Here is a 12,169-nt window from a genome sequence, read left to right as displayed (position 1 = left end):
CCGAGCGGCCCTGGCTCGGGCAGTGGAACAGCACCGTGACGAGCTACTACCTCCTCGTCGGGGCGACCGCGCTGCTGACGATCATCGGGCTCGTCATGGTGTTCTCGAGCTCGGCCGTCACGGAGATCGCCGCGGGCAAGTCCCCGTTCAACGCGTTCGCCAAGCAGGCCCAGTTCGTTCTCATCGGGCTGCCGGTACTCCTGGTCGCGACACGGATTCCGGTCGCGTGGTACAGGCGCCTCGCCTGGCCCGCGCTGGTCGCCGCCGTGGCGCTGCAGCTCCTTATCTTCACGCCGCTCGCGAAGAACGTGAACGGCAACACGAACTGGATCGACCTGGGCGCCTTCGACGTGCAGCCGTCGGAGGTCGCCAAGCTCGCCCTCGCGCTGTGGCTCGGCGCGGTGCTCGGGCGCAAGCAGCGGCTGCTCGGACAGTGGCGCCACGTGCTCGTCCCCGCGGTGCCGGTCGCCGTGGTGGTGATCGGGCTCGTCCTGGCGGGACACGACCTGGGCACGGCCCTCGTGCTCATGGCGCTCGTCGCCGGCGCGTTCTTCGTCTCGGGCGCCGACGGCCGGCTGCTCGCGCTCGGTGCCGGCATCGCCGCGTTCGTCGTGGGCTACGTGTTCATCCTCAACCAGTCGGGCGGCGACCGGCTGGGGCGCATCATGGCCACCTACCGTGAGTGCACGGACACGCTCGGCGAGTGCTACCAGTCCCTGCACGGGCAGTGGGCGCTGGGCACCGGCGGCCTCACGGGCGTCGGCCTCGGGGCGAGCCGCGAGAAGTGGAGTTACCTGCCCGAGGCGCACAACGACTTCATCTTCGCCGTGATCGGCGAGGAGCTGGGGCTCTTCGGCACGCTGCTCGTCCTCGGCCTGTTCGTGATCGTCGGCGTCGCGACGAGCCGGATCATCCGGCGGCACCCGGACCCGTTCGTGAAGATCACGACCGCCGCGATCGCGTGCTGGATCGTCGGGCAGGCGTTCATCAACATCGGCGTCGTGATCGGTCTGCTCCCCGTGATCGGCGTCCCGCTGCCGCTCGTCTCCGCGGGCGGCTCCGCGCTCATCATGACCATGGCCGCGCTCGGTGTGCTCATCTCCTTCGCCCGCACCGAGCCCGGCGCGGCGGAGGCGCTGGCGGCGCGGGGGAGCGTCGTGCGGCGCTCGCTCGCGGTCGTCGGCCGGGCGGCGCGGCCCCGGCGCCGGGCGCGATGACCCCCGTCCCCGGGACCGGGCGACGCCCGGCTCCGGCGGCCCACAGCTTCAGACCACAGCCAGGACGCGGCACCCGCCGCAAGGAAGGACGACGAGGTACGTGACGACGATCGGTTCGGTGGTGCTCGCAGGCGGCGGGACGGCGGGGCACGTGAACCCGCTCCTGGCGGTGGCGGACGAGCTGCGGGCGCGTGAGCCCGGTGTGGTGGTGACCGCGCTCGGGGTCGCGGGCGGGCTGGAGGACGACCTCGTCCCCGCGCGCGGCTACCCCCTGCGGCACGTGCCGCGCGTCCCTCTCCCGCGGCGGCCGAGCGCCGAGTGGGTCAACCTCCCGGGCCGCCTCAAGTCCGCGGTCGACGCCGCGGGCGCCGTCATCGACGAGACGGGCGCACGCGTCGTGGTGGGATTCGGCGGCTACGTGTCGACGCCCGCGTACCTCGCGGCGCGCCGCCGCGACGTGCCGGTCGTGATCCACGAGCAGAACGCCCGTCCCGGCCTCGCCAACCGGCTCGGTGCCCGGTGGGCCGCGCGCGTCGGGGTGACGTTCGAGGGCACGCCGCTCAAGGGCGGCGTGGTGACGGGCCTGCCGCTGCGCCGCGAGATCCAGGACCTCGTGGCCGCCCGCGCGGCCGACGCGGTGGCCGTGCGCGCGGACGCCGCGGCGCGGCTCGGGCTCGACCCGGGTCGGCGCACGCTCGTCGTCACGGGCGGGTCGCTCGGGGCGCAGAGCCTCAACGAGGCGGTCTCGGGGGCGGCCGACGCGCTCCTCGGCGCGGGCGCGCAGGTCCTCCACCTGACGGGCAAGGGGAAGGACGCGGCCGTCCGCGACGCGGCGGCGGCCGCGGTCGCCGCGCGTCCGGGCGCGCGGTACGACGTGCGCGAGTACCTCGCCGAGATGCAGCTCGCGCTCGCCGTCGCGGACCTGGTCGTGTGCCGTGCGGGCGCCGGGACCGTGGGCGAGCTCGCGGCGCTGGGCATCCCGGCCGTGTACGTCCCTCTGCCGATCGGCAACGGCGAGCAGCGGCTCAACGCCGGCCCGGTCGTCGCTGCGGGCGGCGGCCTGCTCGTCGACGACGCACAGCTCGACGCGGCCTGGGTCGCGCGCGAGGTCCCGGCGCTGCTCGGCGACCCGGGGCGCCTCGACGCGATGGCGGGCGCGGCGGCGCGGGCGGGCGTGCGCGACGGCGCGGCGCGCGTCGCCGACCTCGTCGCCGAGGCGGTCGCCGCCGACGAGACCGGGACGCGCTCGTGACGACGCACGGCGACTCCGCCCCGGTCCCGCTCGACGAGCTGGGCACCGTCCACCTCGTCGGGGTCGGCGGCGCAGGCATGTCGGTGGTCGCGCGACTGCTCGCGGCGCACGGCGTCCGCGTGCAGGGCTCGGACGCGCGCGAGAGCGAGACGCTCGAGGCCCTGCGGTCCGACGGCGTGCAGGTCTGGGCGGGGCACGACGCCGCCCACGTCACGGGCGCGGACACGGTCGTGGTGTCGAGCGCGGTCCGCGCGTCGAACCCGGAGCTCGTGGCCGCGCGCGCCGCGGGACTGCGCGTGCTGCACCGCTCGCAGGCGCTCGCGTCGCTCATGGCCCACGGGCGCTCGGTCGCGGTCGCCGGCGCGCACGGCAAGACGACGACGTCCGCGATGATCGCGACGGTCCTGCGCGGCGCGGGTCTCGACCCGTCCTTCGCGATCGGCGGCACGGTGCTCACGGCGGACGGGCCCGTCGCCGGGGGGCACCTCGGGTCCGACGTCCTCGTGGCCGAGGCCGACGAGTCCGACGGCTCGTTCCTCAACTACGCGCCCGACGTCGCGGTCGTGACGAACGTGGAGCCGGACCACCTCGACCACTACGGGTCGCGCGCGGCGTTCGAGCAGGCGTTCGTCGACTTCGCGGCGCGGATCGTCCCGGGCGGGACGCTGGTCGCGTGCGCCGACGACGCCGGGGCGCGCGCGCTCGCGGCCGCCCACGCCGCGGGCGGGGGCGCGGTCGTCACCTACGGCACCGCCGCCGACGCCGACGTGCGCGCGTCGGACGTGCGCCCGACCACCGACGACGGACGCGCGGGCGTGCGCGCGGCGCTCGCGGGGGCCGTCGGGGGCGCCACGCTCGACGGGCTCGAGCTGCGGCTGCGCGTGCCCGGCCACCACAACGCGCTGAACGCCACGGCGGCCGTCGTGACGGCGGTCGTGCTCGGCGTGGACCCGGCGGCGGCCGTCGCCGCGGCGCACGGCTTCCTCGGCACGGGACGCCGGTTCGAGGCGCGCGGCGAGGCGGGCGGGGTGCGGGTCGTCGACGACTACGCGCACCACCCGACGGAGGTCGCGGCGCTGCTGGCTGCCGCGCGGCCCGTCGCCGCGGGAGGCCGGGTGCTCGTGCTCTTCCAGCCGCACCTCTACTCGCGCACGGCGACGTTCGCGCGCGAGTTCGCGCGGGCGCTGGCGGCCGCGGACGAGGTCGTGGTCACGGGGATCTACGCCGCGCGCGAGGACCCCGACCCGACCGTGGGACCGCGCACGATCACGGACCTGATGGACGCTCCCGGCGTGGTGGTGGCGGCCGTGGAGGACCGGGTCGAGGCCGCGCGCCGCGTCGCCGACGCCGCGCGGCCGGGGGACCTCGTCCTCACGGTCGGCGCCGGCGACGTGACGGAGCTGGGCGCGGTGGTCCTCGCGCGGATCGCCGAGCGGACCGCCGGCGCCGGGGCTCCCGGAGGGGGCGCGGCCTGATGCGCCCGCCGCCCCGGCCCCGACCCGCCGCACCCCGACCGGACCGGTCGGGGGCGGGGGAGCGCGCGGCGCGGCCCGCGTCCCCGGCACGGTCGGGGACGCCGAAGCCGGTCACCCGGGCGCCGGCCGAGGAGACGCCCACACGGCCCGTCCGCCGCGTGACCTCCGCCGGGCGCGAGCTCGTGCCGTCGACCACCGAGCGCCCCCGGGCGAGCGGGCCCGCGACGGGTCCGCAGAGCGTCCGAGGGCGGCCGCGGGGTTCCGCGAGGACGCCGACCGCCCCGCGCGGGACGCCGACCGCCCCGGTCGGCGTGGTGTCGCACGGGATGGCCGAGCGGCTGGCCGAGCGCGACGCGATGCGCCGGCACCGCGTGCGCACGCGCGTGCTCGGGTGGGTCTCGGGTGCGCTCGTGGTGGCCGCGCTCGTGTGGGTCGCGTTCTTCTCGTCGGTGCTCGGGCTGGACCCGGAGGACGTGACGATCTCGGGAGAGGGCACGGTGATCGACCCGGCCCAGGTCGAGGCCGTGGTCGCGGAGTCCGCCGGGGTGCCGCTGCCGCGGCTCGACACGGTCGCGCTGCGCGAGCGGGTCCTGGCCCTCAACGGCGTCCGCGACGTCGAGATCCGCCGCGCCTGGCCGGCCGGGCTGACCGTGCTGCTCGAGTCGCGCGAGCCGGTGGTCGCGGTCCCGGTGGACGGCGGGTTCGCGCTGCTCGACGCGGACGGCGTGCAGGTGCGCACCGACCCCGCCGCCCCGGAGGGGCTGCCGGAGATCGACGCCCCGCTCGACGACCGTGGCGCCAAGGCGCTCGACGCGGCGCTCGTGCTCCTCAACGCGCTGCCGGCCGACCTCCACGCGCAGGTCGCCGAGGTGTCGGCCCCGACGCGCGACGCGGTCCGGATGACGCTGCGGGACGGCGTGGTGGTGGAGTGGGGGAGCGCGGAGGAGGCGGCGCTCAAGGTCCGCGTCCTGCAGACGCTGCGCGCGGTCCCCGAGAACGCGGGCGTGACGCTCTACGACGTCTCGGCACCCACGATGCCGGTGACGCGGTGAGCAGCACGGGAGCGCCGTGGACGGCGATACCCGACACGCGCGAGGCGGTCGTTGATGATGGGCACGTCGACACCTACGGTCGACCCATGAACGACCTGACATAACTATAACCCTCTAGTTGAGGGTGAAGGTTCAGGGCTGACCGATCGAGAGGCATTGACGTGGCAACTCCGCAGAACTACCTAGCAGTGATCAAGGTGGTCGGCATCGGCGGTGGGGGCGTGAACGCCGTCAACCGGATGATCGAGGTCGGCCTCAAGGGCGTCGAGTTCATCGCCATCAACACGGACGCGCAGGCGCTCCTCATGTCGGACGCCGACGTCAAGCTCGACGTCGGCCGCGAGCTGACGCGCGGGCTCGGTGCCGGCGCGGACCCCGAGGTGGGCAAGAAGGCCGCCGAGGACCACGCCGAGGAGATCGAGGACGTGCTGCGCGGCGCGGACATGGTCTTCGTCACCGCGGGCGAGGGCGGCGGCACCGGCACGGGCGGCGCGCCCGTCGTCGCGCGGATCGCTCGCTCGCTCGGCGCGCTCACCGTCGGTGTCGTGACCCGCCCGTTCACGTTCGAGGGTCGTCGTCGCTCGGTCCAGGCCGACCAGGGCATCGAGAACCTGCGCAACGAGGTCGACACCCTCATCGTCATCCCCAACGACCGCCTCCTGTCGATGTCCGACCGCAACGTCAGCGCGCTCCAGGCCTTCCACCAGGCGGACCAGGTGCTGCTCTCCGGCGTGCAGGGCATCACGGACCTCATCACGACGCCGGGCCTCATCAACCTCGACTTCGCCGACGTGAAGTCGGTCATGCAGGGGGCGGGCAGCGCCCTCATGGGCATCGGCAACGCGCGAGGCGACGACCGCGCCGTCCAGGCCGCCGAGATGGCGATCTCGTCGCCGCTCCTGGAGGCCAGCATCGACGGCGCGCACGGCGTCCTCCTGTCGATCCAGGGTGGCTCCGACCTCGGGCTCTTCGAGATCAACGAGGCGGCGCGTCTCGTCCACGAGGCCGCTCACACCGAGGCCAACATCATCTTCGGCGCGGTGATCGACGACGCGCTGGGCGACGAGGTGCGCGTCACCGTGATCGCCGCGGGCTTCGACGGCGGTGCGCCGCAGGTCCGTGGCGACGCCCGCGCGCTCGGCCAGGTGGCCGGGGCGCAGCGCCCGGCGACGAGCGCGATCCCGGCCGTCCCGGCGGCGCGCCCGGTGCCGCCGGCGCCGGCGCCGACGACGGGCGCCCACACGCTGCCCCGTCCGGTGGTGCCGATCCAGCCGGAGGCCGACGACGTGCCCGTCACGCTCGACGGCGGCTCGGGCCCGGTCCCCGTCGAGCCGTCGCCCGCCCCGACGTTCACCGTGGTCGGCTCGGGCGACGCGGCGAACCAGAACGCCGACGCCGTGCCGGGCGGCCAGAACGCGGGCGTCGAGGTGCCGCCGCGGATCTTCGACGAGGAGCCCGCGCGCCGCAAGGTCGAGGAGCTCGACGTCCCCGACTTCCTCAAGTGACCCGGTGCTGACCCGGGACCGGACCCGATGAGCACCCGACCTGCGTCCGACGGGAGGGGCGGCGTCCTCGACGCCGCCCCTCCCGTCGTGCTCGCTGTCGACCTCGGTCCCGGCGTGCGCGCCGGGTTCACGACCCGCACGGGCGGCGTCTCGCCGGCGCCCTGGGACTCGCTCAACCTCGGCCTCAACGTGACCGACGACGCGACGCGCGTCCGGAGCAACCGTGCGCGCGCGTCCGCGTGGCTCGGGGCTCCGGTCGCCTTCTCCTCCCAGGTGCACGGCACGGACGTCGTGCGGCTCGGCTCGCCGCCCCGGGACGCGGCCGGTGCGCCCGTGGACTCGGTGGGCGAGGCCGACGCGATCGTCGCGACCGCCCCGGGCGTGGGGCTCGGCGTGCTCGTGGCCGACTGCGTGCCCGTCCTCCTCGCGGACGCCGACGCGGGTGTCGTCGGGGTCGCCCACGCGGGACGGCGCGGGCTCGCGCACGGCGTCGTCCCGGCGGTCCTCGAGGCGATGCGCGCGGCGGGCGCCCGGACCCGGAACGTCCGGGCCGCCGTCGGGCCGAGCGCGTGCGGCCGGTGCTACGAGGTCCCCGCGACGATGCGCGACGACGTCGCGCTCGCGCGGCCGGCCACGCGGTCCACGACGTCGTGGGGCACCCCGGCGCTCGACCTGCCGGCCGGCGTGGTGGCCGACCTCGTCGCCGCCGGGGTCGAGGACGTCGTGCACGTCGACGCGTGCACGATCGAGGACGACCGGTTCTTCTCGCACCGGCGCGCGGCGCGCGGCGGGACGACGACGGGTCGCTTCGCCGGACTGGTCACGCTCTCCGGCGCGTGACACCCCCGGCCTCGACCTCCGGGTGAGGTTGAGGCCGACGGGCGTGTCGTCCCGTGATCGTCCGACGCCCTCGGTTAGCGTGAACGCACCGGTCCGACGGCCGGTGGACCGACGGATCGATCGAGGACGGAGCAAGGCCCATGGCGGGAGCGCTGCGCAAGACCATGCTGTATCTGGGCCTCGCTGATGATCGCGGCGAGGACGAGCAGGACGAGTACGTCGACGAGCTCGACGAGACGGGGGCGGACGTGTCGCACGACTACCAGGCCCAGGTGACGCCGCTGCACCGCGCGCTCGGACCGCGCGAGGTGCCGCAGACGAGCATGTCGGCCGCCGAGCTGCGCCGGATCACGACGGTCCACCCGCGGTCGTACAACGACGCGCGCGTGATCGGGGAGGCGTTCCGCGGAGGGACGCCCGTGATCATGAACCTGTCGGACATGGATGACGCGGACGCGAAGCGCCTGGTCGACTTCTCCGCCGGACTCATCTTCGGGCTCCACGGCGCCATCGAGCGTGTCACGAACAAGGTGTTCCTGCTCTCGCCCGAGCACGTGGAGATCACCGGCGAGGAGCAGGCCGCGGCGCCGGCCCCCGGGCGCGCCGGGTTCTACAACCAGAGCTGACGGCGTGCGGGGCGCGCAGCGCCCGCCGAGCACGCGCCCCGCGCACGGCGCACGGAGGGACGGACGTGGCGACACGTCCGTCCCTCTCCTGCTGTCCGCCTCGCGGCCCGCGTGTCCCGTGCCCGGCCGCGCGACGTGCGTCTGGCACAGTTGACCCGTGATCTGGGACCTCATCACAGGGATCGTCGGATTCCTGCTCTGGCTCTACCTGCTGCTGCTCATCGGTCGGCTCGTGTTCGACTGGGTGCAGTTCTTCGCGCGCGACTGGCGACCGCGAGGCGTGATGCTCGTGCTCGCCGAGGTGATCTACTCGGCGACGGACCCGCCGCTGCGCGCGCTGCGCCGTCTCGTCCCGCCGCTCTCGTTGGGGCAGGTGCGCCTCGACCTGGCGTTCATCATCCTCTTCTTCGCGGTGACGATCGCGGCGCAGATCGTGTCGTCGCTCTGAGACGCACGTCACGCGGAGGTCCGCTGCGGGCGGACCACCGAGGCGTGCTACGTCCGGTTCGCCCCGACCGCGACCGGCCCGACGCCACACCGTCACGTCATCCACACGGGCGCGCGGCGCGCGAACGCACGACCGCTCCCGGCTCCCACGGGCAATCTCCGCTACTTTGGACTCTGGTGATCGCGAGGTCGCCCGGACCGACACGCAAACGCTATGAGGTGAACCGATGGCACTGCTCACTGCAGAGGACATCCTGAACAAGAAGTTCTCGGCGACGAAGTTCCGCGAGGGGTACGACGTCGAAGAGGTCGACGACTTCTTGGACGAGGTGGTGAGGACTCTCAACTCCGTGCAGGAGGAGAACGAGGACCTCAAGTCGAAGCTCGCTGCCGCGGAGCGTCGTATCGCCGAGCTCAGCCGGGCCGACGCGTCCAGCGCCGTGGTGCAGCCCGCCGTCGTCGAGGCGCCCAAGGCGCCCGAGCCGGAGCCCGCCCCGGTCGCGCCGATCTCGCAGGCCGTGGTCGCGAAGAACGGCGCGGAGCCCGAGTCGGCGACCGGCATGCTCCAGCTCGCCCAGAAGCTGCACGACGACTACGTGCGCTCGGGCCAGGAGGAGGGCGACCGGCTCATCGCGGAGGCGAAGGAGGAGGGCACGCGCATCGTGCGCGAGGCCGAGGAGACCTCGCACCGCACGCTGTCGCAGCTCGAGCAGGAGCGCTCGCTCCTCGAGCGCAAGATCGACGAGCTGCGCATCTTCGAGCGCGACTACCGCACGCGCCTCAAGAGCTACCTGCAGAACCTGCTGGGCGACCTCGACAACCGGGGCAGCGCCCTCCCGCCGCGCAGCAACGTCGGCGGGGCGAGCCGGACGAGCGACCTCGCTCCCGGCATCTAGCACCTGCGTCGACCGTCCGGCAGCGGCCGGTACGCCTCGCACCTGCGTCTTTCCGCCTCGGCGGCCCGGCGTGGTGTGTTGTGCGTACCGGCCGCTGCGTCTACTCTCGCGTGACTCGAACTTGGAGGGGCGACATGACCAAGCTCACCACCGCGGCCCGCACGGCCGTGCGCGACCGATTCCCGAACCTCGCGAAGGACGTCAAGTCCTTCCCCGTGCGCGACGGGGAGGAGCCCTGGACCCTGCGGGAGGCCGAGGAGCTCGCCGCCGAGCTCCTCGCGGAGAAGGAGCGCCTGGAGGGGGAGCTCGCCTCCGCCGACGAGGAGCTCTCGAACCTCCTGCGCCACTCCGGGGACGGGGCGGGCGACGACCAGGCGGACTCCGGCTCGAGCGCGCTGGAGCGGGAGCAGGAGCTGACCCTCGTCAACAACGTGCGCGACCTCCTCGCGCAGACGTCGCACGCGCTCGACCGCATCGCGGCGGGCACGTACGCGACCTGCGAGGAGACCGGGCTGCCGATCGGGAAGGCACGTCTCCAGGCGTTCCCGCGGGCGAACCTCTCGGTCGAGGCGAAGCAGCGCGCCGAGCGGCGCTGAGCGTCGCTCGCACGGACGGTCGGGCGGGGCCCGCGCAGAGGTCGTGGCCGACGTGGCAGACTTGCCGCCGATGTCCACCTCCGCGCTCCCCGAGCCCACCGAACCCGCCGACGCCCCCGATCCCGGCGGTGCGCCCGGCACCGAGACCGGCACCGAGACGAGCACCGAGACCAGCGTCCCGTCCGGTCCCGAGGCCGGCACCCCCGGCCGCGGGCCGCGGCGCGTCCTCGTGGTCTGGACGGTCGTCCTCGCCGCACTCGTCCTGGTGCTCGACCAGCTCACCAAGTGGTGGGCGGAGTCCAGCCTCACGGTCGGCGACGACACGATCCCGCTCCTCGGGTCCCTGCTGGGGCTCCGGCTCATCTACAACCCCGGTGCGGCGCTCTCCATCGCGACGGGGATGACCTGGGTCCTGACGATCGTCGTCGTGGCCGTGGTGGTCGTCATCGTGCGCATGGTGAGCCGGATCGGCTCCCGCGCGTGGGCCGTCGCCCTCGGGCTGCTGCTCGGCGGAGCGCTGGGGAACCTCGTGGACCGGTTCTTCCGCGAGCCGGGCTTCGCCCGCGGGCACGTCGTCGACTTCATCGCCTACGCGAACTGGTTCGTGGGCAACGTCGCGGACATCGCGATCGTGGCCGCCGCGGTGATGATCGCCGTGCTCTCGGTCCTCGGCATCGGGCTGGACGGGACGCGTCACGGTGGCGACGAGGCGCCCGAGCCGGACGCCGGGGCGGCGGCCGAGACCGGCCCGACGACGGTGCACGCCGAGGGCGAGGAGGAGCGGTGAGCCTGCGCTCCCTCCCGGTCCCGGACGGGCTCGCGGGCGAGCGGGTCGACGCCGGGCTGGCACGTCTCCTCGGTCTCTCCCGCACGCGGGCGGCGGAGCTCGCCGCGGACGGTGCGGTCCGCCTCGACGGCCGCGAGGTCGGCAAGTCCGACCGGCTCGTCCCGGGAGCGTGGCTCGAGGTCGACGTGCCCGACGCCGCCCCGGCGGCGGTCGAGGTCGTCGCCGAGCCCGTGCCGGGGATGGGCATCGTCTACGACGACGACGACGTCGTGGTCGTCGACAAGCCCGTGGGCGTGGCCGCGCACCCGTCGCCCGGCTGGACCGGCCCGACCGTCGTCGGCGCGCTCGCCGCCGCGGGCTACCGGATCTCCACGTCGGGCGCGGCCGAGCGTCAGGGCATCGTGCACCGGCTCGACGTCGGGACCTCGGGCCTCATGGTCGTCGCGAAGAGCGAGGTCGCGTACACGGCGCTCAAGCGTGCCTTCAAGGAGCGCACGGTCGAGAAGGTCTACCACGCGCTCGTCCAGGGGCACCCCGAGCCGACCACCGGGACGATCGACGCGCCCATCGGTCGCCACCCCAGCGCCGACTGGAAGTTCGCCGTCACCGCGGAGGGCAAGCCGTCGGTCACGCACTACGAGGTCCTGGAGATGCTGCCCGCGGCGTCGCTCGTCGAGGTGCACCTCGAGACCGGGCGCACGCACCAGATCCGCGTGCACTTCTCCGCGCTGCGCCACCCGTGCGTCGGCGACCTCACCTACGGTGCCGACCCGGTGCTCGCCTCGCGCGTCGCCCTGGCACGACAGTGGCTCCACGCCGTGCGCCTCGGGTTCGAGCACCCGACGACCGGGCAGTGGCTCGAGCTGACGAGCGCGTACCCGGACGACCTCGCGCACGCGCTCGAGGTGCTGCGCGGGGCGTACGCGTGAGCTCGAGGGCAGCCGCGGGTGCCGAGACGGCCGGGGCCGGTCGGCTGGCCGTCGAGCGCGTGGTCGACGACGCCGGGCTGGCCGCGGCGCACGCGCTGCGGCTCGCGGTCTTCGTCGACGAGCAGGGCGTCCCCGTCGAAGAGGAGATCGACGACCTCGACACCGCGCCGACGACGACGCACGTCCTCGTGCGCGACCGCGAGCAGGAGGACCTGGTCGTCGGGACGGGGCGGCTGCTGACCGACCCGGCGCACCCGGGCGAGGTCCACGTCGGGCGGGTCGCGGTGTCCGCGGCCGCACGCGGCACCGGCGCGGGCACCGCGGTGATGCGCGCGCTGGAGGGGATCGCGCTCGCCGAGCACGCGACGCCGGGGACCGACGGGCGGCGCCTCGTGCGCGTCCTGCTCTCCGCCCAGGTCCAGGCGATCGGCTTCTACGAACGGCTCGGCTACACCGTCTCGGGACCCGTCTACCTCGACGCGGGGATCGACCACCGCGACGCCGCGAAGACCCTCTCGACCGACGCCTGACGCGTCGGCGACCGGCG

The 12,169-nt window shown here is 74.8% G+C and carries 13 protein-coding genes; all 13 read left to right on the top strand.

The window, feature by feature from the left end:
- The first annotated feature begins 35 nt into the window (after positions 1 to 35).
- Positions 36 to 1,217, top strand: a complete 1,182-nt coding sequence (gene ftsW / locus ACTJIY_RS08185) for a putative lipid II flippase FtsW (protein WP_440674202.1) — start codon at positions 36 to 38, stop codon at positions 1,215 to 1,217.
- 100 nt (positions 1,218 to 1,317) lie between these two features.
- On the top strand, positions 1,318 to 2,469 hold the full coding sequence (murG, locus tag ACTJIY_RS08180; protein WP_440674203.1) for an undecaprenyldiphospho-muramoylpentapeptide beta-N-acetylglucosaminyltransferase: 1,152 nt from the start codon (positions 1,318 to 1,320) through the stop codon (positions 2,467 to 2,469).
- Positions 2,466 to 3,944, top strand: coding sequence for a UDP-N-acetylmuramate--L-alanine ligase (murC, locus tag ACTJIY_RS08175; RefSeq protein WP_308202279.1), 1,479 nt, complete (start codon positions 2,466 to 2,468; stop codon positions 3,942 to 3,944). The genes murG and murC overlap by 4 nt, the downstream gene beginning before the upstream one ends.
- 326 nt (positions 3,945 to 4,270) lie before the next feature.
- Positions 4,271 to 4,996: a cell division protein FtsQ/DivIB gene (locus ACTJIY_RS08170; protein WP_440674204.1), complete on the top strand. Its 726-nt coding sequence runs from the start codon at positions 4,271 to 4,273 to the stop codon at positions 4,994 to 4,996.
- Between the two features lie 161 nt (positions 4,997 to 5,157).
- The gene (ftsZ, locus tag ACTJIY_RS08165; RefSeq protein ID WP_253051371.1) at positions 5,158 to 6,501 is read left to right on the top strand and encodes a cell division protein FtsZ; all 1,344 of its coding nucleotides are present in this window, start codon (positions 5,158 to 5,160) and stop codon (positions 6,499 to 6,501) included.
- Positions 6,502 to 6,528: 27 nt separating this feature from the next.
- Positions 6,529 to 7,341: a peptidoglycan editing factor PgeF gene (gene pgeF / locus ACTJIY_RS08160; protein ID WP_353709462.1), complete on the top strand. Its 813-nt coding sequence runs from the start codon at positions 6,529 to 6,531 to the stop codon at positions 7,339 to 7,341.
- A gap of 140 nt (positions 7,342 to 7,481) precedes the next feature.
- Entirely contained in the window at positions 7,482 to 7,967 is a 486-nt protein-coding gene (locus ACTJIY_RS08155) for a cell division protein SepF (protein ID WP_047234000.1), read from the top strand.
- A gap of 157 nt (positions 7,968 to 8,124) precedes the next feature.
- Positions 8,125 to 8,415 (top strand): YggT family protein, encoded by a 291-nt coding sequence (locus tag ACTJIY_RS08150; RefSeq protein ID WP_353709461.1) that lies wholly within the window; start codon positions 8,125 to 8,127, stop codon positions 8,413 to 8,415.
- A gap of 226 nt (positions 8,416 to 8,641) precedes the next feature.
- A complete protein-coding gene (locus ACTJIY_RS08145; protein WP_253051374.1) occupies positions 8,642 to 9,310 on the top strand; it encodes a DivIVA domain-containing protein in 669 nt (222 codons plus the stop codon).
- Between the two features lie 134 nt (positions 9,311 to 9,444).
- Positions 9,445 to 9,906, top strand: coding sequence for a TraR/DksA family transcriptional regulator (locus ACTJIY_RS08140; protein WP_253051375.1), 462 nt, complete (start codon positions 9,445 to 9,447; stop codon positions 9,904 to 9,906).
- 70 nt (positions 9,907 to 9,976) lie between these two features.
- A complete protein-coding gene (locus ACTJIY_RS08135) occupies positions 9,977 to 10,693 on the top strand; it encodes a signal peptidase II (protein WP_440674205.1) in 717 nt (238 codons plus the stop codon).
- Positions 10,690 to 11,622, top strand: coding sequence for an RluA family pseudouridine synthase (locus ACTJIY_RS08130; RefSeq protein ID WP_253051377.1), 933 nt, complete (start codon positions 10,690 to 10,692; stop codon positions 11,620 to 11,622). Before ACTJIY_RS08135 ends, ACTJIY_RS08130 begins: the two co-directional genes overlap by 4 nt.
- Positions 11,619 to 12,152 (top strand): GNAT family N-acetyltransferase, encoded by a 534-nt coding sequence (locus ACTJIY_RS08125; RefSeq protein ID WP_440674206.1) that lies wholly within the window; start codon positions 11,619 to 11,621, stop codon positions 12,150 to 12,152. Before ACTJIY_RS08130 ends, ACTJIY_RS08125 begins: the two co-directional genes overlap by 4 nt.
- Positions 12,153 to 12,169: the final 17 nt, after the last annotated feature.

The sequence above is a fragment of the Cellulosimicrobium sp. 22598 genome (genome assembly GCF_052044445.1).
GTDB lineage: Bacteria > Actinomycetota > Actinomycetes > Actinomycetales > Cellulomonadaceae > Cellulosimicrobium > Cellulosimicrobium cellulans_G.
The sequence above is the reverse complement of the archived record's forward strand: the minus strand, read 5'-3'. Positions and strand labels throughout refer to the sequence as shown.

Bases quoted from the DNA above. Each gene is read 5' to 3' on its own strand.
- ACTJIY_RS08170 (WP_440674204.1), top strand. From the start codon at position 4,271: ATGGCCGAGCGGCTGGCCGAGCGCGACGCGATGCGCCGGCACCGCGTG.
- pgeF (WP_353709462.1), top strand. From the start codon at position 6,529: ATGAGCACCCGACCTGCGTCCGACGGGAGGGGCGGCGTCCTCGACGCC.
- ACTJIY_RS08155 (WP_047234000.1), top strand. From the start codon at position 7,482: ATGGCGGGAGCGCTGCGCAAGACCATGCTGTATCTGGGCCTCGCTGAT.
- ACTJIY_RS08145 (WP_253051374.1), top strand. From the start codon at position 8,642: ATGGCACTGCTCACTGCAGAGGACATCCTGAACAAGAAGTTCTCGGCG.
- ACTJIY_RS08140 (WP_253051375.1), top strand. From the start codon at position 9,445: ATGACCAAGCTCACCACCGCGGCCCGCACGGCCGTGCGCGACCGATTC.
- ACTJIY_RS08135 (WP_440674205.1), top strand. From the start codon at position 9,977: ATGTCCACCTCCGCGCTCCCCGAGCCCACCGAACCCGCCGACGCCCCC.